The sequence below is a fragment of the Chloroflexota bacterium genome (assembly GCA_023475225.1).
In the GTDB taxonomy this organism is placed as follows: Bacteria; Chloroflexota; UBA6077; order FW602-bin22; family JAMCVK01; genus JAMCVK01.
The window spans coordinates 22,302-44,771 of the sequence record JAMCVK010000002.1; the positions used below are offsets into that span (position 1 = coordinate 22,302).

General features: G+C 56.0%; 19 protein-coding genes. 2 read left to right on the plus strand and 17 right to left on the minus strand.

Features of this window, described 5'->3' with window-relative positions; all coding sequences use genetic code 11:
- Window positions 1-22: 22 nt before the first annotated feature.
- The 14 genes from M1136_00195 to M1136_00260 form a co-directional block, all read right to left on the minus strand.
- Window positions 23-1,789 (minus strand): gamma-glutamyltransferase family protein, encoded by a 1,767-nt coding sequence (locus M1136_00195; protein MCL5074059.1) that lies wholly within the window; start codon window positions 1,787-1,789, stop codon window positions 23-25.
- Window positions 1,790-1,852: 63 nt separating this feature from the next.
- Window positions 1,853-2,668 (minus strand): AroM family protein, encoded by an 816-nt coding sequence (locus M1136_00200; GenBank protein ID MCL5074060.1) that lies wholly within the window; start codon window positions 2,666-2,668, stop codon window positions 1,853-1,855.
- A 48-nt stretch (window positions 2,669-2,716) separates the two neighbouring features.
- Window positions 2,717-3,733 (minus strand): ABC transporter permease, encoded by a 1,017-nt coding sequence (locus M1136_00205; GenBank protein MCL5074061.1) that lies wholly within the window; start codon window positions 3,731-3,733, stop codon window positions 2,717-2,719.
- Between the two features lie 11 nt (window positions 3,734-3,744).
- On the minus strand, window positions 3,745-4,659 hold the full coding sequence (locus M1136_00210) for an ABC transporter permease (protein MCL5074062.1): 915 nt from the start codon (window positions 4,657-4,659) through the stop codon (window positions 3,745-3,747).
- Between the two features lie 72 nt (window positions 4,660-4,731).
- Window positions 4,732-6,387 carry an ABC transporter substrate-binding protein gene (locus M1136_00215; GenBank protein MCL5074063.1) on the minus strand — a complete coding sequence of 552 codons (1,656 nt, stop codon included), beginning with the start codon at window positions 6,385-6,387 and terminating at the stop codon, window positions 4,732-4,734.
- 139 nt (window positions 6,388-6,526) lie between these two features.
- On the minus strand, window positions 6,527-7,831 hold the full coding sequence (locus M1136_00220) for an amidohydrolase family protein (protein ID MCL5074064.1): 1,305 nt from the start codon (window positions 7,829-7,831) through the stop codon (window positions 6,527-6,529).
- A gap of 14 nt (window positions 7,832-7,845) precedes the next feature.
- On the minus strand, window positions 7,846-8,583 hold the full coding sequence (locus M1136_00225; protein ID MCL5074065.1) for an amidohydrolase family protein: 738 nt from the start codon (window positions 8,581-8,583) through the stop codon (window positions 7,846-7,848).
- A gap of 60 nt (window positions 8,584-8,643) precedes the next feature.
- Window positions 8,644-8,814, minus strand: coding sequence for a hypothetical protein (locus tag M1136_00230; protein ID MCL5074066.1), 171 nt, complete (start codon window positions 8,812-8,814; stop codon window positions 8,644-8,646).
- 2 nt (window positions 8,815-8,816) lie between these two features.
- Window positions 8,817-10,427 carry an acyl-CoA synthetase FdrA gene (fdrA, locus tag M1136_00235; GenBank protein ID MCL5074067.1) on the minus strand — a complete coding sequence of 537 codons (1,611 nt, stop codon included), beginning with the start codon at window positions 10,425-10,427 and terminating at the stop codon, window positions 8,817-8,819.
- 14 nt (window positions 10,428-10,441) lie between these two features.
- Window positions 10,442-11,692 (minus strand): DUF1116 domain-containing protein, encoded by a 1,251-nt coding sequence (locus M1136_00240; protein ID MCL5074068.1) that lies wholly within the window; start codon window positions 11,690-11,692, stop codon window positions 10,442-10,444.
- A gap of 54 nt (window positions 11,693-11,746) precedes the next feature.
- The gene (locus M1136_00245) at window positions 11,747-13,285 is read right to left on the minus strand and encodes an amidohydrolase family protein (protein MCL5074069.1); all 1,539 of its coding nucleotides are present in this window, start codon (window positions 13,283-13,285) and stop codon (window positions 11,747-11,749) included.
- Between the two features lie 60 nt (window positions 13,286-13,345).
- The gene (locus M1136_00250; GenBank protein ID MCL5074070.1) at window positions 13,346-13,621 is read right to left on the minus strand and encodes a TIGR04076 family protein; all 276 of its coding nucleotides are present in this window, start codon (window positions 13,619-13,621) and stop codon (window positions 13,346-13,348) included.
- Window positions 13,622-13,662: 41 nt separating this feature from the next.
- The gene (locus tag M1136_00255) at window positions 13,663-15,126 is read right to left on the minus strand and encodes a trimethylamine methyltransferase family protein (protein MCL5074071.1); all 1,464 of its coding nucleotides are present in this window, start codon (window positions 15,124-15,126) and stop codon (window positions 13,663-13,665) included.
- Window positions 15,127-15,215: 89 nt separating this feature from the next.
- On the minus strand, window positions 15,216-15,962 hold the full coding sequence (locus M1136_00260; protein ID MCL5074072.1) for a GntR family transcriptional regulator: 747 nt from the start codon (window positions 15,960-15,962) through the stop codon (window positions 15,216-15,218).
- A 282-nt stretch (window positions 15,963-16,244) separates the two neighbouring features.
- Here M1136_00260 and M1136_00265 point away from each other — a divergent pair, with 282 nt between their 5' ends.
- The gene (locus M1136_00265; protein MCL5074073.1) at window positions 16,245-17,204 is read left to right on the plus strand and encodes a DUF2877 domain-containing protein; all 960 of its coding nucleotides are present in this window, start codon (window positions 16,245-16,247) and stop codon (window positions 17,202-17,204) included.
- Here M1136_00265 and ggt read toward each other — a convergent pair.
- From ggt to M1136_00280, 3 genes are all read right to left on the minus strand, one after another.
- The gene (gene ggt, locus M1136_00270; protein ID MCL5074074.1) at window positions 17,191-18,789 is read right to left on the minus strand and encodes a gamma-glutamyltransferase; all 1,599 of its coding nucleotides are present in this window, start codon (window positions 18,787-18,789) and stop codon (window positions 17,191-17,193) included. The genes M1136_00265 and ggt overlap by 14 nt on opposite strands.
- Window positions 18,790-18,945: 156 nt before the next feature.
- Window positions 18,946-20,538, minus strand: coding sequence for a DUF5667 domain-containing protein (locus tag M1136_00275; GenBank protein ID MCL5074075.1), 1,593 nt, complete (start codon window positions 20,536-20,538; stop codon window positions 18,946-18,948).
- On the minus strand, window positions 20,517-21,098 hold the full coding sequence (locus M1136_00280) for a sigma-70 family RNA polymerase sigma factor (protein ID MCL5074076.1): 582 nt from the start codon (window positions 21,096-21,098) through the stop codon (window positions 20,517-20,519). Before M1136_00280 ends, M1136_00275 begins: the two co-directional genes overlap by 22 nt.
- Before the next feature lie 655 nt (window positions 21,099-21,753).
- On the opposite strand from M1136_00280, the gene M1136_00285 reads away from it, so the two are divergent.
- On the plus strand, window positions 21,754-22,470 hold the full coding sequence (locus M1136_00285) for a FadR family transcriptional regulator (protein ID MCL5074077.1): 717 nt from the start codon (window positions 21,754-21,756) through the stop codon (window positions 22,468-22,470).

Sequence of the window (22,470 nt, forward strand, 5' to 3'; positions counted from 1 at the left end):
CATATTTTCTCCTTGTCAGCTCTCACCACCCGATGGCAAAACATTCACGACGGGGGTCGACCCCGGCAGTTCGCACTCCACTTTGGGGATCGACGGTGATCAGGCAGACACCCCCAGCTTCCCAGTCGGCGCGTTTCCAAAGCTCAACCTTATGGCCCCGCTCCACCAGGCCAGCGATTGTCTCTGCTGGGATGTCTGCCTCGAGCGCGATTACGCCAGGTCGCGCCCTGTGTGGCCAAAAGCTGTTCGGAGCACTCAGGGTAGCGAAACGGGGCATCTCCACTGCCAGCTGTGGGCTCATACCAAACTCAGCCAGGTTAAGGAAAACCTGACACATTGCTTGGCACTGAACATCGCCACCAGGGGTACCAAAAGGCATGTATAGTCGGCCTTCTCGGAAAACCATAGCTGGATTGGGGGTGAGGCGCGGTCGTTTGCCAGGCGCTAGCGCACTGGGGTGATTTGGATCAAGCCAAGACTGAGAACCCCGTGGAGACACCGCCAATCCAGTACCCGGCACTATGGGGATGTCTGCGCTAAGGTCACTAGGTGTAGCTGAGAAAGCGTTTCCAGCAGAGTCTACAACACAGACGTAACTGGTATCGTAGGGTGCTGTGGGGGCGCCCTCTCCATCCAGTTCAGACAGATGACTGAAAGCGCTGATCCTTCCACCATAAGAGCTGGACAAGCCGGATGCAGGCAATTGTGGGAAGACTTGATCGGGCTTGATTCTCAGCCGTTGCCTAGCGCCGTACTCTTCAGACAGTAGCGTATCTAGAGGCACATCGACGAAACAAGGATCACCATAGTGCGCCTCGCGATCGGCGAGCGCTAGCTTGAGCGCTTCGACGATCCAGTGGATGTACTGGGCGCTGTTATGTTTCAGCCTAGAAAACTCCAGGCCCTCCAGTATTCTTAAGGCTTGTAACAGGACTGGTCCTTGGCACCAAGGCCCACAGGCGTAGACCTCGTAGCCCTTGTAAGGGACCTTGACGGGAGGCTCAATCCGCACCTGGAAGCCTGCCATATCATCCGGGGTGAGTAATCCACCCTGCTCTGCGAAGAACTCGGCGATACGCTTGGCGATAGGACCCCGGTAGAAAGCGTCGCGCGCAGCCTGCAACCCCGCCAGCCGGCCCCTAGACGACTTCGCACTCTCCGCATCGGCTATGATTTGCAGTGTGCGGGCCAAATCCGACTGGACGAAGACCTCACCCTCAGACGGTTGGCGCCCCGCCGGCAGAAAGACCTCCGCCGAACTGGGCCAGCGTCGATAAGTTTCAACACTTTCGGCAACACGCTGTGCTAAGAGACGATGAACCGGAAACCCTTCCGCTGCCAATCGGATAGCGTCTTCTGATACTTGAGCGAAGGTCATCGTACCGTATGTGGACAGTGCGCTAATCCAGGCATCCGGTGCAGCCGGGACAACAGTTCGCAGCACCCCCTCTGGGATAACGCCCCCGGCCTGCTCTTGAAAGTAAGCAATGGTGGCACGCTGCGGCCATACACCCACGCCGTCGACGGTAACCACCTGGCGACTCTCGGCCAGATAGATCATTACTGGGGCGACCCCAGCGAAGCTAACCATATCAGGCTGAGTGACTGCCAGGCAGATCCCCGCCGCCACTCCTGCATCGATGGCATTGCCACCACGTTCCAGAATTCTCGCTCCCGCCAGGGACGCCAGAGCGTGGCCCGAGGCGACCATCACCTTCGTACCCCGAACCGTGGGGCAATAGGCGTGATGTGGGTAAGCGCTACTGTCGCTGTTCGTCGATGTTGACATTGGCTTCGAGCCTCCATAATCATTTGGCCCAGCGGCATGTCCTGGCTAATAATTCGATACCGGCTAGCCCAGCAATTCGCCAGTGATGCGGGCCAGTACCGAGGTGGCTAGCAGAACCGGTCGTTGCGTTACCTCGACAACAATTCTTTTGTGGTTCAGGGTATAGCCCATGCAATCCATCACAACCAAATCCAGAGACTGCTTAGCCAATTCCCTGGCAGCCGCAGCCACGGCCTGCTCATCGGTGTAGGGGGAACAGGCGATGAAGGCCAAGCTGGCTTCCAAAGTTTCCCATTGAGATCTGGCATAGCCTATTTGCTCCGGAAGGGGAACCATGATCCCCAGATGTTTGGGAGATAGAGCTCTTACGATGCCAGGCAACAGGCGACTAGACTCAATGAGGATCACATCCGTGTGCAGCGCTGGAAATTCACGGGTGCACAGGAGGATCACCAGGTTCACGCCCTCACCTGACAGTCGGTCTAAGCAGTTCTGTACCAGCGGGAGGGTGCGCTCAGCAGCTACGTATACAGCTCGACCGTCTCGTAACCGGGTTAGCAGGACGTACTCACCTGAACGAGGTACAAGATCTGCAATTTTAGCTAGGTCCAGGTTGTCCAACGCGCCCAACTGGCGAATAGTCACATCCGGCGGCAAGAAAGGCATCATTTGAGGTAATACGTCGTTTCGAGGCGCCTGCCCAAATATTACCATGCCCAACGTCCGATGGCCGTAGCTTCGCTGAACTCGTTTGATCGTGTTCTCATTCATGATGACGTTCCCCTCCCCAACCTTGGTCAACACAACACCGCCCTGAGTCCTGAGCATGTGGACTCTTTTGACTGTGGACATGGTCACAGAGCCGCACTGATCGATCATCTATTCACCTCGCATGGTGTCACTGCCTTGGATTGTGCAAAGGCCAAACTATTCACGGCCATAGCGAATCCGGGGATCGAGATAGGCGTACAGGATGTCTACAGCCAGGTTGATGAACACGTAGGCACTAGCCAACACAAGCACGCTACCTTGTACCTGAGGGTAGTCACGCAGGCGGATAGAATCGACCAATAACTTGCCCAGGCCGGGCCAAGCGAAAACGGTCTCGGTGATCACTGCCCCACCTAGATTGGCCCCGAACTGGAGCCCGATCAGAGTTATGACTGGCAGCATCGCGTTCGGCAGACAGTGGCGCATGACGACTATGCGCTCAATGAGGCCTTTACTGCGCGCCGTGCGAACATAGTCCAGAGCCAGGACATTTAGCATACAGGCCCGGGTCATTCGCGTGATGATCCCCACCGACCACAGACCCAGCGCCATCGCTGGCATCACTAGGTGACGCAAGGTCGTCGTGAAGGCATTAGCATCAAGGTTCAAAACGCTATCAATCAGATAGAAGTTAGTCACCGTCCTGAGATCATATAGCGTTCGGGCATCATAGCGCCCGCTGACAGGCAACCACTGCAACGTGACGCCGAATACTATGATCATGATTATGCCAAACCAGAAGAGTGGGATGGAGATACCGAGTAGTGCAAACACTCGACCTGCATAATCAACGACGGAATTTGACCGAATGGCCGAAACAATGCCGAGCGGGATGCCAACAACCGTACTGATGAATAGCGCTGCCACAGCGAGCTCAACAGTTGCTGGAAATCTGGCTGCGATCTGTTCAGTTACTGACACACCACCAGCAAATGAGCGACCGAGATCGCCTCGCAAGGCATAGCTAAGGAAAGTCAGAAACTGCAGATGCATGGGTCGGTCAAGACCCCACTCAATCCGAAGGCGCGCCATAGCTTCTTCTGAGGCCAACTGCTGAGTCTTAATATCCACCGGATCGCCGGGCGCCAGATGCATGGCCACGAAGACCAGCAGGCTGACGACGAAGAGCACGAGCGGTAGCCACAACAAGCGGCGCAGAATGTAGGTCGTCATGGCAGCCTTTCCTACAGCCGGCCTCTGAGGGCCGGGTCCAGCATCTTCTGTAGGCCATCACCCCACAAGTTCAGGCTTAGCACCGCCAAGGCGATGGCCAGTCCTGGAAATAAAGGGATATGTTGATGCTGGAACATAAACTTTTGTCCTTCGTTAACCATCGCCCCCCAATCGGGCGTGGGCGGTTGAACCCCCATCCCCAGAAAGTTCAATGAAGCGGCCATAACAATGGCTGAACCCAAAGTAGCGGTCGCCTGGACCATCATCAGTGTGACAATATTGGGCAATATGTAGCGTGCCAAGATACGACGAGTGCCGGCACCGACACTTATGGCGGCCTCAATGTACTCGTTCGCCCGTATCGAGAGCGTCATCGAACGTGCTAGCCGAGCGAATATTGCCACCTGCGAGACTCCTACAGCGATGATGACGTTAGACAGACCTGGCCCTAGGAGAGCCATGACTACGATGGCCAGTAAGATCGCCGGAAAGCTGAGTAGCACGTCCATTGAGCGCATTATGAGGCTGTCTGATATGCCGCCGAAGTAACCGGAAACGATGCCCAGGACAAGGCCGACCGCCAGAGCGATGAGCACAGACAAGCCACCTGAGAGCAGCGACAGTCTAGTACCGAAGATGATTCGGCTGAGCATGTCTCGGCCGAAGTCGTCAGTTCCTAACCAATGGTCCCAGTTTGGCGCCTGTAATCTATTGGGCAGATCAATTTGAAGTGGATCATACGGGCTGATCACTGGCGCAAAAATCGCCGTCAGAACCAGGGTGAACACGACCAATCCCGCGCAAGCTGACACACGATCGCCACCCAGGATCACCCACAGAGCGCGCCCAAACTGTTGCGGACGACTCTGCTCGAGGCGCGTTGTCCTAGCGTCCATCCGACCAGTCGCAAGACTTGATTCAGCCACTTGCATTCCCTTACACCGCCTCTACCTTGCCTGGGGAGGATAGCACCGTATTGGCCATACAAACCCCAGTGGCTATTTCTCCAACCATACCTTGTCCAGGTAAAGCCGTTTACCTGCAGCGCCGTAAGTACTGAAGTTTTGTACTCTCGCATTCGTCACAATCGGCACAGGGTAGTAAACAAGGAAGGCTGCTGGTGCGTCGAGCAAGAGTCGTTCTTGGACAGCCGTCCACAGCTTCAAAGCTTTGTCTGGATCCGCCTCGCGCACGGCGTTCCAAACCATCGGATCCAGAACGTCGGGACTACCATAGCCAAACCGTTGCTTGGCTCGAGCCGCCCCAGACGTAAAGTTTGGCACGATGTAGCCATACGGGTCACGGTAGATACCAGCCCAGTCATTGATGAACATCTGGTGTTTGTTGGCACCAACCTTCCCCCAGAATGCCGAACTGTCAAGCGTCTCAATGTTGACTTTGACGCCAATGGCGGCCAGGTCGCTCTGAATCAGTTGAGCAAGCTTGGGCCAGTGGATCTCCGACTGGCTGGTCAACGTCAACTCGAGGCCACCGGGATAGCCTGCTTCAGCCAACAGCTCCTTGGCTTTCTTAGGGTCGTAGGCATAGCTCTTTAGATTAGGATCGTAGCCAAATATGGCCGGTGGGATGAACCCCAACGCTGGCACTGCCTGGCCGGCGTAGATAACGTCAATAACATTCTTCCGGTTTACAGCATAACTTAGCGCCTGACGTAGCTTCTGGTTGCTCAGCACCGGGTCCTTGCAGTTGAACCCCAGATACGTCACGCTGAGCGATGCTCCGAACTGCAGTCGCAGCTTGGGGTTCTGCTGTACCTGCTTGTAGAAATCAGCCGGCAGGAAAATCGTTGCGTCCACTTCGCCGGCCGCCAAGGCTGCAACCCGTGACGCATCGTCTGCTATCGCCCGAATGATGACCCTGTCCAGGTAGGGCCGCCCGCCCCAGTAGTCGGGGTTGGCCTTCATCGCCAGCTCGTTCGGGCGGAATGCCTCGAAGACAAATGGCCCCGTACCGATAGGATGCCGCGGCGCCTCGTCTTTTCCATATTTCTCCAAGGTGACTGGATTTACGATCGAGGCAGCCATATGCGTCAACTGGCGCAACTGTCCACCGCTTGGTTCTTTGCGTACTAGCTGCACAGTGTAGTCGTCAAGAACCTTGATCTCCTTAATCGCCCATAGGAATTGATCAGACTGAAACAGCATCGGGGTGTTGTACCGATGATCCTTCATGTACTGGCGCTCGAAGCTAATCTTTACCGCCTCAGCGGTGAACGGCGAGCCATCATGAAACTTGACGTTGCGGCGGAGATGAAAGGTATAAACGAGCCCATCTGGCGAGATTTCCCATGACTCTGCCAGTCCTGGTGTAATCTTGCCCTCCTCTCGACTCTGCACCAGGGTGTCGAATAAGAGATCGCTCGCCAGCATATTCCCCCACGCCTGCCAGGTGGCCGGCTCGAGTGAATCCGCTACAGCGTCAACGGCGAAGATTAGCGTCCCGCCTGGCCGTGGCACGCCTACTGGTGGCCCTTTAGTGGGAGTTACGGTAGGGGCTTCTGCAGCCGGAAGGCACGAGGCTACCGTGGTCCCGATAGCCACTAACATCATCACGATCAGTATGCCCAGTCGCTTAGCCCAGGCACTCATTTTGACCTCCTTCTGTACTCTTCTCCGTCTTGGAATCTTCTCCATCTCTTGACCTCCTTTTGGGGTCTTCTCCATTCCGGCGGTGAGGGTTCACCAACATATTCCCTCAAAGCTTCAGCACTCTTTCTCACTTGGCAGGTTTCTTCTCAATGCTCCAAACCAAACCTCCTTACCTAATACCAGCCTAAGATTCGCGGGAATATCCTGGCCACACCTCTGGCAGACGTTTCGTGATCGATCTCGGCTTACGCTCTTGTGCCACCACCCGGCCCGCTTTCATAACAAGAAGACGATCAGCTACGTGACGAACAGCGAGCGATGGGTCTTCAGCATCGATGACCAGTAAATCAGCCTGGCATCCCGGCTCCACACTATAGCCAGGTGACAGCCGGATTGCGCGCGCTGGATTCTCAGTTCCCAGTTTGAGTACGTGGGTTCCCGCTATGACTGGTTCGCCGAGATTACGGGCGCACGTCAGGACCATTGCTTCGAGCAACATATCAGCATTTCCATAGGGATTGAATGGATCCCGTACGTGCCCCGTGGTGTAGCTAACGTTTACGCCTCCCAGGATCAAGGCCTCCAGGTCGGTCATCACACCTTTGATCTCACGCGCCGGTGGCACGGACCAAGCCTTAGCTGTATTCAGCTCCGCCCCCGGAGCCACAGTAAGAAAGATTCCAGCCTCTAGCAGTATATCAATGACCCGTTTCACCTGGTCTGCGGGCAGGATGCTTACCGCGCGCATATGGGCCACTGTGACACGATTCTGCCAGCCGATCTGGCGCGTTCTCTGGACAACGTAGGCCAGCTCCCACTTCTCGGGCGGACAGCCTGGCGGCACGCTAAGGTCAGTGTGCAGGTCAATGTCGCAATCGAATTGTTCCGCGAGGGCAAATACAGCGTCCAGATGTTCTTGAAAGCTGCCAGTGTCGAAAGAGGGGCCTCCACCAACGGCGTCGGCCCCAAGCCGCAGGCACTCTTTGGTAGCTTCCTCCAACTCCTTGCTGCGCACGATGCCTTCTTGTGGAAAGGCAACGAGCTGTAGATCCATCCAATCCGCCACCTCCTCTTGGAGCTCCAGGGCTGCCTCGAACCCACGGAGACCGACAAAGTTGTCCACGTCAATCTGCGCTCGCATTGTCGTGGTACCATAACAGCTCGCCTGTTCAAGTGCCCGCCGCATCCGTGCTTTGATATTCTCAGTCTTCTCATTACATTTGAACTCTCGTAACGTGGCGAAAAAGCCTGCCCTGGTGGATCTGTCAATATTGGGTTCATCAGCGAGAAAGGCCTTGTCCAGGTGAACATGAGAATCCACGAACGCCGGCAGGATCAGTCTGCTGTCAACATCATAGGTCTCCCGGGCGGTGCCTTCGATGTTCAGACCCACTGCGGCCACCAGCCCATCACGAAGAGCAACATCGTAGAGACCTTGGTGGTCTAACAGACGCCCATGCCTCAACAGGATATCGTAGCCCGACATCATAAGCCTCCCCGGCACTAAGAGATCTTTAATAAGCGCGCCAGATTCTCACCAGCAACAAACTTGAACTCAGCCTCATTCCTCGTTGCCCGCCGAATCATCTCCAGCTGCATATCGTAATCGTTGGCCGGCCAATCAGTTCCAAATACTACCTTTTCCGCTCCGGCCATCTGAAGGCCGATACGCAAACTTCGCAGTGGCACGACGGACGTCTCAAGGTAGACGTTGGGGTTACGCTGCGCGACCATTCCGGCTTCGGCGACCGACCAGAGGATGCCCATGTGGCCAAGGATGACTGATACATCGGGGAATGTCCGCGCCATCTCCTCATACGACAACGGATTTACCCAAAAGTCGTGCATGCAGTGCCCGTAGATGGCGATCCCAACTTCAGAACAGGCCTCGAAGATGGGGTCCATTAGAGGATGGGAAGCGATGGGGTGCCCCATCATGGTTGGGTGGAGCTTTAAGCCCTTCATGCCATATTCACGAGCATAGTGCCTGATGATCTGGGTCGCCTTGGGGTCACGAGGATTGACTTCCATGAAGCCGATGAACCGGTTAGGGTACTTTTGGACACACTCAACAATGTAGTCGTTGTCCGGGTCCTGCCCAAGGGGACACAAGACCTGCATATCAATCCTGTGCCGATCCATCTCCGCGATTACATCCTCAGGCGTCAGAGCCTTGTGCATGAAGACCTCAGGCGCCTGTGGACTGGCTTTCCAGACGTGGCAATAGCAATCGATGATCATTGGGTCCACCTCCTCTGTAATGTATGAAATGTATTGGCGCACTCCAGTAATCCAGGGAATCTACAATAGCTTGTCCAGAAGTTGAATCAGCTGCTCCTGACCCTGAGCAGGAGGTCGCCACTCGACCTGCACAACAGGGACATCCTGCATCATCAACGCCTCGGCGAACTCCCTTAGCCCTATATTGATGACCACGACCTGAGCAGTTAGTAAATCCTCTTTCGTAGACATGCTCAATCCTCCCTCAACCCGGCCTCTGAAAAGGGGAGCTGCCCACGACAGGCGATGGCTGCGGCCATACGGGTGGCCGCAGCATTGCTGGGCGCTATCACCGCGCCCACTTCACGAAGCTTAGCCACCTGCATTGACCTGCACTGAGGATCTTCTTCCGTGCCACAAACGGAGACTATGACAGGAAGATGCCTCCGCCCTGCTTGGGCTCGTTCCTTGGCCTCAACGATGATCGGGGCTAAGACGCTAGCCGGATCGGGGTGAACGCCATAACCGAGAACAACGTCCAGAAGGATGATGGCAGTGCCTGGATCCACCGCTTCAGCCAGGATTCTATCCCGCCGTATGGCGGGCTCCAGCATCGGATGTGGCTTCCCAAGGGTGAATTCATCCTCACCAAGATCTACACACGTATGCCCTATACTGAAATGAGCATCCTTGAGTTTGACCGCCTGCCTCAAGTTGGTGTTCGTATAGACCTCACCCAGCAGTTTGGAAAGGATCAGGGCCGCCTCGTTGGCGAAGGTCCCCCCAGAAAAGACACCTCTCACCCACGTCTGCCCCGCAGTAAGGCGAACGTATTCATCCTTTATCAGCCCGGCCCAGCCGGCCACTTCCGCGTGCAGACTCTTCCTGACCAAACGCTCCTCCCTAGCCCCACTGCCATGTAACAGGACAACCGCCCGGACGGCTGTGTCCTCCAGGGTATCCGTGAAGATAGCCCCCTGGCGAGAGATGTCAGCCTCCTCACTCCCCAAGAAGTTAATGATGACTGGTTTGCTACACCTGCCTACTGCCTCTAAGATCGTCTTCACCACCCCTGGTGCTGGCGGTTTAGAAACCAGGACAATGACCCGTGTTGCCGTATCGCTTTCCAGCAGCGCCAGCCCCTGTAGCATCGTCGCACCATTCACCGCTTCGCTGACATCACGGCTGCCTGCGCCGATGGCATGGCTAACCCCCTCGCCCAGCCGGTGGATGAGACAGGTGACCTCCTGCATACCTGTACCAGAGGCCCCAACAACGCCGATAGCCCCACGGCGAACCTTATTGGCAAACGCCAGGGCCGTCCCCCCAATGATGGCTGTCCCACAGTCTGGCCCCATCACCAGCAGCCCCTTTTCTTGAGCCATCCTCTTCAGGACCATCTCGTCCTCCAGAGGGACATTATCACTGAAGATAAATACATTTAGCCCATTCTCGAGGGCCCTTGTCGCCTCACGCCTGACGAAAATACCTAGGATAGAGAGCAGGGCCAAATTAGCCCCCGGCAACGCCGCCAGAGCAGCGCCAAGCGTTTTAACAGTAGTCAATCCCTCTTTCTTGTCACGGACAGCATACCTGCTCAGGAGGAGACGTTCACCCAGGGCGATGGCTTGCTCGGCCGACTGCTGCGTTTTGGCCCCTACGACAAAGCAGACATCATTCGGTCCACTTGCCTTTATCTCGTCCGTCAACAGCCCGATCCTGAGAAGGGACTGCTTGTTCGCTTCCGTACCCATCATCACGGCAGCATCCTCGACACCCTCCATCTCCCGCATCTTCGTTGATACCCGCATCAGCACGAGCGAGTCGAAGTAGCTATCTTTCCTGATAACACTACGTACGATCACCGACTAACACCTCATCAAACCAGGACGGCCTCCCCGAGGGCTTGCAAGGCCTTGGTGAAGCACTCCATCGGCGGGCGGGCTAGGCCGACGCCAATTTGTCCACCCTCTTTATGGGCAATGGCCGTATCAATGATAGGCAAAATGCCTGAGTCGACCACCTTTCGGATATCTATGCCGACCGGAGTACCCTCGAAGTCCAGCATCGGTACCCGAAAGGTATTATGCTTCCCGATGGTGATCTCCTCCATCTCTTTCTGATAACGGATGGCATCAGCAGTTGTATCACCGACCGCCTGGACCATCGAAAGGGAGGCCGCCAGGGCGAAGGCACCCAGTCCCATGGTCTCAGTGATGGCACTATCACCCATATCGGCCTCAGCGTCCTCGGATCCGTAGCCTGGAAAGAACACCCCGTCTATGGTAGAAGCCGGCCCGGTGAACCAGCGGTCACCCAACCCACTCACCCTGATGCCTGTTTCGATACTGTTTCTGGCCATCGCCGTGACCACTGTGCTATAGGCAACGCCACTGGCCGCATCGGCCGTGGCCTTGGCACCGGCCATAGCCAGGTGAAAGAAGAAATGTTCGGTCTCACCTAAGAATTCAAAGATATGGGCGATCGTCTCCTTATTCAGACCAGTACGAACGAGGTAGGGTGCAATCTTGACGATGAACAGCGAAGTGCCCCCCACCGGCCGGTTGTGGCATTCGTCGCCCATAGTGAGGGCCCTGGCGATAATGGGATTAATGGGCAATCCGCCCATCGCTTGCACAACTTCGCCTAAGGCTGGTCCCAGGGTATGCTCGATCCAGCGGAGATTCTGAAGCACAGCCTCATTAAAGGCACCGTAGCTCAACCGCTGGCGAGAGGGCCCCTCATGGACTAAGATGTAGGCCGCGTTGCCATAGGTAGCATCTTCCACGACCATGACCGGCATTGAGGCTGAGGTGATGCCAGTCATCGAACCTACGGTCTGGTGCTCATGGCACGGCTCAATAAGGATCTCCCCACGAGATACCATATCCTCTGCCTCCTCACGACTGCTGGCCAGTCCCTCGTAGATGACTGCACCTATAACCCCATTGCGCTGTGCGCTACACATCCTTTCCCATTCGATGGGTGGACCAGCGTGCAAAATCAGGTTATCCTGCATGCCTGGGATGACCTCACGTGCTGGTCTGACATCTGTCCAGAGCGGATTAGAATTATGAATTATTTCCAGAACCCTCTTGTTAGCTTCCTCGATCCTGTCCTTCACATTCATTTTTTCAATATCCCTCTCGTTGTTGATTTTCCACATTTACGGAACATATATTCATCATTGAAAATATGCCGCTTCCCTACTAGTCACGGGATTGGGGTTCCAACTCTCCCACTCCTCATAGTACTTACGTAAGTGCCCCTTAAGTTGAGTAACAAGCTCTTCCATACCCGGTTGCTTAGTTGCGCCTGCCGAACGCAGAGCATCAGTGAATTCAGCAAGTACTTGCCTTTTGTCAACCTTAGTCAAAATCCCCTCTCGTAGCACTACTTCACCGTCAATGATAACCGTATCAACATGGGCTGATTTACCCCGCATCACCAGTAGCTCAACAATCCTTTGTTCCGCATCCACCGCCATAGCCGTAATCTCCTCCAAGCGGAGCAATACCAGATCAGCCCGCTTCCCCGGCTGTATGGTGCCGATATTCTCTGTGCCCAAAACGGCCTTTATCCCATTCACCGTAGCCATACGAAAAGACTGCTCAGACCGTAAAGTGAGAGAAACCATGCCAGGGGATGAATTTTGCAGTCGGCAGCAGAGCCGCATCTCCTGGAGGATATCTGTGTCATCATCGATCGTTATTCCGTCCAGCCCGATGGCGACATTAACGCCCTTATCTAATAAGCGGATTACTGGTGCCGTCCCACTGCGCAGGCGCAGGTTTGAACTGGGATTATGGACAACAGATACCCTATTGTGGGCCAGGATCTCTATATCCCTCTCGCTCAACCATACACAATGAGCACAGGTCACCGAAGAGTCCAGGAAACCGAAACCGTTCAGCAATTCGACCAATGATTGGCCATATTTTTTGAGCCCGTAGATCCCCTGGTACATCGTCTCCAGAAGATGGAGGTGAATCCCTGCCCCCAGGTCTTTAGAGCGCGCCTTGATCGCCTGAAGCAGCTCGTCGCTGCACCATTGTGGTCCCACCGGATAGAAAAGGACCTTTATCCTGGGATAGCGAGCCATATGTCGTCGATATAAATGATCGAATATAGCAAAATATTCCTCCGGGGAGGGGACGCTGAACTCCTCAAGAAGAGCCCGGGCCTGCCTGGCTAGAGGCATGGGCAGGGATGAAAGGAACGCATCGTCCCCGCCATAAACCAGGAAGTTCTGGTTCTTTATAGGGATGGCGAATCCTACTCTGAGCCCCAATTGTTCGTAAGCCGCTATAGCCCTCTCCAGATTACTCTCAAAAGTGCTTGGGTGACATGGACTTGGGCAGTGCATGGTAGTCGTTATCCCCGATTCGATCTGTTGCATGCCAGCCAAGAGGGTGGTCAGGTAAGGATCGATTGGCGATCCCCTGAGGCCCAACAGCAGCAGCTCCAGCGGATCGTCGGCCATACCGAGCTGGGTCAAGGTTAAGCCCCGGCCATGATCGTGCGCATTGACCAGGCCAGGAATGACCAGATGAGCCGTTGAGCCGATCTCAGGCGCCTTGTATTTCACCACCAGGTCATTATAGGGACCGACCTCGATTATCTGCCCCTTCTCCACATAAACGGCCCCATCAGAGATCAGCTCCTCTGCTTTGGCCTTCCCGACCCCTGTCAGGATATATTTTCCTTTGACTAGGAGAGACACCCTTTATCCTCTAGTTGCAAGCAACCGTATCTATCGCGCACAGAGGCCCTTTAGAGCATTCTATTCTTGAGGACCCTTAGCAGCCCTGCGCAACTCAAAGATCACTGGGTTCGCCGCATCAGGACAGGCCACCAAGACCGTACCATACTCCTCCCAGGGCAGTGATCCCCCAAAGCGCAGCACCCGTGCATCGGCATAAATCGCATTGTGGGCCGCGGCGCAAAGATTAGCCGGCGTATACTTTCCCACCTCGAATTCATCGCCCGGCTTATGCCCCAGGGCACACTGACCTCTAACTTCTCGCACTTCGGCTATGACAACGTATTGCTCGGCCATCTTTAAAGACCTCCCCTCTGTAGGATTGGTACCCAAGAAGATCACTGGGACAGCCATCGCCGCTTAAGGGATTCGATCTCCTTGATGATGTGATCAGGCAATGGCTCGGGCTTATGATTCTCAAGTATCTCTTTTACTTTTTCGTTTATCTTCTCCCCCAGAGTTGGCACATTCAGTCCCTCTCTATAGGTGGTTCTGTCCAAAAGCCTGGGCATCCACCACTTCCTAAAGTGCCTTACTGTATGCTCTTCGGCTAGATAGTTTCCTCCCGGCCCGATCCTGTCGATCAAATCCAGCGCGAGGGTTTCTTGGCTCACCTCTATCCCTTTCATAATCTGGTCGATCATGCCTATAATCTCGTTAGTCAATACCATTATCTCTAAGGAGATGATGGTGCAATGATCGAGCACACCCACATCGTGAATAAGATTGGCTCCGCTGAGGGCGGCCATGAGACAGGATAGAGCGCATTCCAATGCTGCCTGTTGATCCAGCATTTTGGCGTCACTACACCCTGCCGTCCCAAACATAGGCAGCTTGTAATAATGAGCCATGTCTGCTAAGGCAGCGCACATAAGGTATAGCTCCGGCGCTCCATAGGGGAAAATGGTGGTCCTCATATCCAATGGTGCCGGAATACCTCCGAAGATGAAGGGAGAACCGGCTCTTTTCAGTTGAGCGATCACCAACCCACTTAGGGTTTCAGCAATATTGAGCGCCAGGGTACCAGCGAAGGTAGCTGGAGCAGTAGCCCCAGCGATGGGCATTGGGGTATAGACTAAGGGGATGCCCTCCTCGGCACAGAGGAGGACCTTCCACAGAGCCTCCTGACTATGGGTCAAGGGGCTGATGGGTTCTGAATAATGAAAGATAAATGGCTTCTGACGTAACGCCTCACGGCTACCGGCAACGATGGAGGCCATCTCTAGGATATCAGCGAGTCCGCGGGTATCGAAGCAACAAAAGCCAATGGGCTTGCTTGTATACAGCAACATCTGCCTGAAGGCGACCCGGTCGGCCACTGCTGCCGGATAATCGGTTGACCATCCCGCAGTGGCAATGAAATGGATGTTCGGAAGGTAATCACCCACAATAGCGCTTCGTCTTACATCATCTGCTACGAACGCTCTTCTCTCCCGCGTATACGGGTCGATGGTCTCCGGACAATCAGCCATGATCCCGAAATGGGTCTGACGATCCCCCAAAAGTACAGACTGTTCTCCATCCCGGCTATAGAGGACCACCCTCTGCGGGGCGCTATCAAGTGCCTTCTCCACCAGAGAGGTAGGTATCTTTACAAGGCGACCGTCGGATACATAAGCACCTGCTGCCCGTAATAGTTCCACCACCTCTTCAGCACAGACCTTTACTCCGGTACGCCCCAAGATCTCCAAGCTGGCCGAATGGATCTCGTTTATCTGAGATGGAGACAGCACCGAGATGTGAGGGGATATGGATTCAACTGGATCTTTTCCCATCGCACTTATCTCGCCGAGCGCGTGCATCTCTGGCTTATCTCTCCTGCCCCTATGATCCCTGGGGCGATAAAGCCCTCCACGATTCGGATCAGCAAAGCCTGGTATCCTGGTGATGCCTAATCAACGAACCTGCGGATCAAATGGAACTTGAAGAAATCGCAGACGTGGTAGTTCAATGAATACTCAAATGGTGTGTTGTCCACCGAGTACAGAATCTCTTCAGCGAGCAGCAAGAGCGTGTTACGAGGTACACCCAGCTGCTTGGCCAGAAAGCGATCAGCAGTCGTGGGGATGATATTCGTCCAGGCATAATCGATAGGAGGTTCACCACGCGTCAGAAGGAAGTCCAAAACCGAGCCCGTAAAACCGGCCCGTAATTCGGCCAGCGGCACCACAGCCTCAGGAAGGATATCCACTAAGTAGGCCACCGGTCGCCCATCGGCCGTCTTCACCCGGGAGACGACGTTGACTATCTCACCTTCCTTGATGGCCATTTTGCTGGCCAGCTCCTCATCAGCCGCCCGCTGCTCGAAGACAACCTTCTCGGTACCACACCTCCAGCCCTTCTTGGCAGCGAGGATCTCCAGGCTCTGTAGGGCCTCTAAACCCCGCTCGATGGTTGGCTTAGCGCTGGCCACGAAGGTGCCTACGCCATGACGCTGAATGATGAGTCCCTCCTGTTGAGAGGCGCGCAGGGCCTCTCGCAAGGTGGCCCGGGAGATACCTAAAAGCTCCGCCAACTCGGCCTCAGGCGGCATCTTGCTCCCTGCAGAGAAAAACCCTTCACGAATCAGAGCCTCGAGTCGTTCTTTGGCGATGAGGTAAAGGGGACGGCGATCCTGTTTCACCTTAAGATCAAGCATTGGACACCACCCAAATTAATTAATAGACGTCTGACCTTAGACAACTGTCCTCTTATATTCTCATACGGTTCTTACCGACAGTCAAATGAGTCCTAGGAGGTTGGAGCGCCTAGAAGGTAATTTATCTCATTATTTCTTTCTTTTTCTCGCTTTTTCTATCAATCATAAGCCGTCAGAGAGAATCCACCATCTGGACTCCTTCTCAGTCTCATCTAATGATTGACCTGAAATGATCTATCTGCTATACCTAGGTTGCGGATGACTTCTGGTGACACGGGTTTAATGATGAATCAGATACTCAGGGCTTCAATCATCGGACTGAGGGGCTTAGAGACCCTACAGGCAGGGAACTTCACGGCCGAGATCCAGGGCATTTTCGATACCAGTTTTAACCTCGTCACGCCCCAACGCCTTCTGATCGGCGTGCTGGCCCGGCTCAACAGGGGCCCCACCAGCCTGATCGTGGATGGCCTTCAGCATTGGCTCCCCAAGGTGGCGGAGGGTATGCGGGCCATAAGGAAAGACAGTTGCCTTCTCATACCTGCGGCCGGTCTGGCCATCTCGTTCAAAGAGGCAGCCGTCTGGTCTGGGCAGCTGCGGCTCACCGCCACCCCAGCCGACCCGGCAAAAGCCCTCATCCATCTACAAGACACCTGTGGCCGGATGGGAAGATACAACGATGAGCCAGGGTTAGGACAACTGCTACCCAACGTCTTCGATTACTTCCAGGGCATCAAGGAGGAACAACTCCATACCATCGCCCAATATGCCCTGCCCCACCTCAGGGCCTTACAAGGCGGCATGCAGAGGATGCTTTCTCTCAGTCGAAGACGACCTGAATTCCAGGCGACGGCCTTGACCTCCCTGGCCTCTCCCCTCATCGGCTTAGGGCCGGGACTGACGCCATCAGGGGACGATGTGCTTACAGGGCTAATGGCCACCATGTACTTGGTGGCGACGCATTGGGGTTGGCAGCGAGGGGTAATCAGGGCGATCAATCACTCGCTGGCGGCTGCTGTCGAGGGACGTACTACCATCGTCAGCGAGAACCAGCTGAGATATGCGGCTCGAGGCGAGGTAGCCGAGGCGGTACTGGAGGTCGTGTTAGCCGCCCTCCAGGCAAGGGACGACCTGGAGGAGAAGGTCGCCGCTCTTTTACAGGTAGGAGCCTCATCGGGGGGTGATTTGCTCCTCGGTATCTGCCTGGGCTTTCGCTTATTGGCCTGGTCTACAGTCCGATAGCGTAGGCTTCACGGCGGGGATCAGCCCCGCCAAACAACACGCCTTTCTTGCGGTCAATGATGATCCCTTGAGCGCTTCCCAAATCGAAGTCCCAGTCGGCCATAAGGAAGATATGGTGTCCCTGATCCTCCAGCCTCCTGCCCACCACCGCCGCCAGGCGGCTCTCCAGTCCTAGCCTATTTTCCGGATACAGACGCCAGCGCGGGGCTTCCACAGCTTGCTGAATGTCCATTCCAAAGACGACGATGTTGTTGAGGACCTGCAACAGCGTCTGAGTCTGTCCGTCGGCCCCAGGGGTGCCGAAGACCAGGAAAAGATGCCCATCCTTGAAGCCCATGGCCGGATTAAGGGTATGATAGGGACGCTTGCGGGGCTGGATACAATTGACGTGACCCCCCGTCAGGTTGAAGGAGCTGCCCCGATTGTGCAAGATTATGCCGGTCTTCTCATCGGCCAGGCCGGAGCCAAAGTTATCGAAGATGCTTTGAATCAAGGAAACAGCGCTGCCCTCTTCATCAACCACAGCGAGATAGACCGTGTCCTCCCCACCCCTTAGCTGACCGGGTGCTACCTGCGCCGCTGCCCAAGCTGGATCGATCTCGTTCCTCCGGCGCGCCGCGTACTCCTTAGAAAGCAACAGCGCCACAGGAATGTCCATAAAATCGGGATCTCCGATATATTTATCGCGGTCGGCAAAGCTCAGCTTGACCGCCTCCACAAGAAGGTGAATATAACCGGGAGCATTATGACCCAAGTCTTCGAGAGGGATGTCCTCTACGAGGTTCAATTGCAATAGAAGGGCTATCCCCTGGCTGTTGGGAGGCATCTCATAAATCTGATAACCACGATAGGTAGTGCTGATGGGTTCCATCCAGGTACTGCTGTGTTCAGCGAAGTCCTGCAGGGTGTGTGACCCTCCCCATTTCTGGAGCGATCCCACCAGAGCCGCGGTGATCTCACCATTATAGAAAACCGACCGACCACCGGCCGCGATCTCAGACAGGCTCCTGCCCAGGTTGGCTTGCACTAGCACGTCCCCTGATTCTGGGGGTCGGCCATTCGGCCAGAGTAGGGTCCAAAGGGCAGGGGAGGCTCTGGTGCGGAACCATTCGCTGCACAGTTGCTGATGAAGGTGGACGGAAACCGGGAAGCCCTCCAGGGCATAGGTGATGGCCGGGCGCAAAACCTCAGCCAAACTCATAGTTCCGAAGCGGGAGAGGGCCGTCACCCAGCCATCCACGACCCCAGGCACGGTCACAGAATGAACACTAGTGGAAGGAATATCTTTATAACCTCTCTCCCAAAACCACTGCCTATCAGCCCCAGAGGGTGCTCGGCCACTGGCATTGAGGGCCAGCACCCTGCCGCCCCTAGCCCCGTAAAAAAGAAGGAAGAGATCACCACCCAGGCCACAGGCGTAGGGTTTAACGACGGCCAATACAGCCGCGGCCGCGATGGCCGCATCCATGGCGTTGCCACCCTTCCTGAGAATATCTATGGCTGTCTGAGTAGCCAGGTGATGGTCAGAAACGGCCATCGCCCGTCTGCTGGTGATCACCGGACGGTAGGTGGAAAGAGGAGCCATTCAATCCTCCGGGTCGTAAAAGTCATAGCTGCTCCAGCCACAGAGCGGGCTTTGGTCATAGCACGGGATTGTCTGGGGCCATTTTACGGGGCGATCTATATTCCCGTCAAGAACGCACAGACAGCCCGGCTGGAATTCGATTTGGGATACCCAGGGTTAAGGCCGGCCCCTGGAATGCGACTGGGCTGATCGCTGTTCCGGGGGCTGGCCCGTGCCCTCCCTCGGACCCCTCTCCCGGGCAGGTGGTGGCGTAACCACTGGGGGTTCGGCTGCTGGCGTTGGACTCAAGGGGTTTTCCACCGGCCGGCCGGGTGTGACTCGACCTTGCGGATGGGCCCTGGGCGTCCGAGAGGGCGTCTCCGGTTTGACCGGCGTTGCAGTGGGTGTCGGCGTTGCAGACGGTCCCTCCGATTTGACCGACGTCCTGGCGGGCGTTGCCCGCCGCTCCTGGCCCTCCTCTGGCTCACCTCTGCGCGGCGGCGTAACCCCTGGCTGACGTGTCGGTCGCGGCTTGGCCTCAGGACTGGGTGTCGCCGCTGGAGTAGGCTGACCCGCTGGGAGAGCAGGCTGTGGTTCGCCACCCAAGCTGCTTATGAGCGTGGTATAGGCAGCGTAGAGCCGGTCATAGTTCGCCTGACTGATGTGGCCCGAACGCTGCAGGGCGTTGAGCTCGTGCAAGAAAGCATCCAGCTGATTTAGGGATACCTTAGTCTGACCACGCTCCAGGCTCGCCTGGACAGACAGCAGTTTAGCCAGTAAGCCCTCGTAGCTCTGACCGGGGACGTTGGGATCCGCGCTCAAAGAGACGACATCAGAGATGGTCTGGGTGAGGGTGATGCCTATCGTGTTGCTGATAGACGGAGTGGCAGTCGGCGGCGGGGTCGGTGTAAGCGGCGCTGGCGTGGCTGGCGTCGTTGGGGTAACCTCCGCTGCCGGTGTGCCGACCCTCTTGCCACTCGGCTTCTTCCCCTCTACCGCCCTGCTAGCTATCTCGATGCCCCAGCGACTGGTCTCCCTGGCTCGTTCCAGGGAACTCCGTGCCTCCGCTGGAGCCGACTCCATCACCCTGGCCAGAGCGGACTGCTGTCGGGCCAGATTTTCCTGCAGGCGTGCCAGGGGAACCGTAACATCTTTACCTTCCGCTTCATCCTCAACAAGCAATCCTACGGCCTTATCCACATTGCGACGGTACTGCTCGGCCAGATCCCCAGCTGCTTCACTTCTCCCCAGCTGAATGCTCTTCGCCAACTCGCTCAGGCGCTTGGCCGCCAGCTCCTCGTAAACCTGGGCCTTCGCCTCGGCCGACGGAGCCAGGCCCAACTGCAACTGCTCGAGAGAGGTCTTAACAGTATATAAAGGATCGCCGGGCAGACTGCCCTGTGCGGCCACGGCCGTTCCTCCACTGGCCATCACCGTGATGGCCAAAATGATGGCGACAATCAATGCTGGCATACTCATCCTCCTGATCTTAATGGGACTTTCCCAATTAAGATAACGAAGGAGAGACCACCTTGTTACTGGTTCCGCACATATTCGCTGCATCAACCGGGCGCGAGCCAGCCTCTTGAATTGCGGGCTAGGCTCGACATCTTTAGGGTAATGAAGCTCTAGGGCCAGGCGCAGCAGTGGCGCTAGATCCGCCCCCAGGACAGCATACTCTGCTGAGATTTCCTCGATGTTTTTGTGTCCCTTCCCCAGCTCCTCCAGGGCCTCAGCCAGGACACCCTCTACTCTTCTCTTCTCAGGCACAACCTCTCCCCCTCCAGAATATGGCGCAACGCCTGTAGGGCCCGGAATTGAGCTATGCGCACTGCTCCCTCGCTCTTACCGAGGATGGCGGCCACCTCCGGATACTCCAGCCCATCAAGGAAACGCAGCATGATTACCTGCTGCTGTTCAGGCTTTAGCCGTAAGACTGCCTGCCGGAGCGTCTGCTGTGTTAGGTGTTGCTCAGCTATCACCACCGGATCGGCCCAAACATCCGTCTCAATAGTCTCTGTCTCCAGAACCTCTCCCTTCGGCCTCTTATGGCGATAACGATCAACAACCAGGTTTTGGGCAATCTTAAAAAGCCAGGCCACGAAGGGGACACCTTGGGGACGATAGCGCTCAATAGATTGCCAGGCCCTCAAGAAAACCTCCTCCGTCAGATCCTCAGCCTCACTGCGGTCACCAAGGCGGTAGTAGACATGGCGGTAGACGCGGTCAACGTAAAGGTCATAAAGCTGTCCGAAGGCCTCCGTATCCCGTTTGATGGCCCGCTCGAGCAATTCTAAGCCCTCGGCTGGGATCGAACCTTGCTGCGGCATCTTATCCATATAAATAACGAAAAAGCCTAATTTTTGTTACGCCGAATACCACCATCAATGCCCCGTGACCGCCCTATTCTAGGAGTCCAGCGCACAACGGTCAATTATATTTGCCAAAAGGTACAAAATAAGTTATAATGTCATCAGGTGGCTGGGTGGCCTTACCACTAATCTTCCCACACCAAGCAAAAGGGGGGCGAGGAGGGAGTGTGGAAAGGTCATGGAGGGAGGGCGCAGCCTCACTACTGGGAGTGCATCGGGATACACCCTAGACCCAATCCCCCTTCTCCCGCCGGGGCAAGGGGAGGTCAAGGAGGGAACCCCCTCCTGGGAGGGTTCTAGGGCTCCGCCCAAGCCTACACTCCCCCTTCTCCCGCCGGGGCAAGGGGAGGTCAAGGAGGGAACCCCCTCCTGGGAGGGTTCTAGGGCTCTGCCCTAGCCTACACTCCCCCTTCTCCCGCCGGATAGGGGGTAGTCCAGAAGGGGAGCACCCCTCCTGGGAGGGTTCTAGGGCTCCGCCCTAGCCTACATTCCCCCTTCTCCCGCCGGATAGGGGGTAGTCCAGAAGGGGAGCACCCCTCCTGGGAGGGTTCTAGGGCTCCGCCCTAGCCTACACTCCCCCTTCTCCCGCAAAGCGGGAGAAGGGGGCAGGGGGATGAGGGTTCTCATCAAAATGAAACCAACGATTCAACCGATCAAAAAGACCAAAATATCTGAGGATATCGCCCTTCAGATCAGAGACCTCATCGCCAGTGGGCAGCTCCAGCCGGGTGATCGACTGCCCCCAGAGCGAGAGCTAGCCGAGTACTTCGGAGTCAGTCGCGCCTCGGTGCGGGAGGCAATGCGCACCCTGGAGCTACTGGGACTGGTGGAAAGCAAGCACGGCGATGGTACTTTTATCCGAGAGGGCAGCATCGAAGGTCTGGCCCAATCGCTCTCCTCAATACTGCTGACCCGGCAAGGGGTGGTCGTCGAGATCATGGATGCGCGCAAGATGCTCGAACCACCCCTAGCTATGCGGGCGGCCGAGCGAGCTTCAGCAGATGATCTGGCTGAATTGGAACAACTGTTATCGACCCAGGAGGAGAAGGTCGCCAGGGGAGAGAGCCCCGTTGAAGAGGATAGCCGCTTCCACTATGCTTTGGCCAGGGCCACCGGCAATCGGGTTATCCTTAAGCTGGTTGATGCGATGATGGAACTCCTGCACGAGTCACGCCAGCACTACTGGCAGACCCCTGAGCGAGCCCAGCGGTCGCTCGCTGGCCACCGGCGCATCCTCAAAGCCCTACTCGCTAAGGATCCAAAGGCCGCTTATAGGTCCATGCTAGACCATTTGGAAGAGGTGGAAACATCGATACGCCAAAGCGAGTGA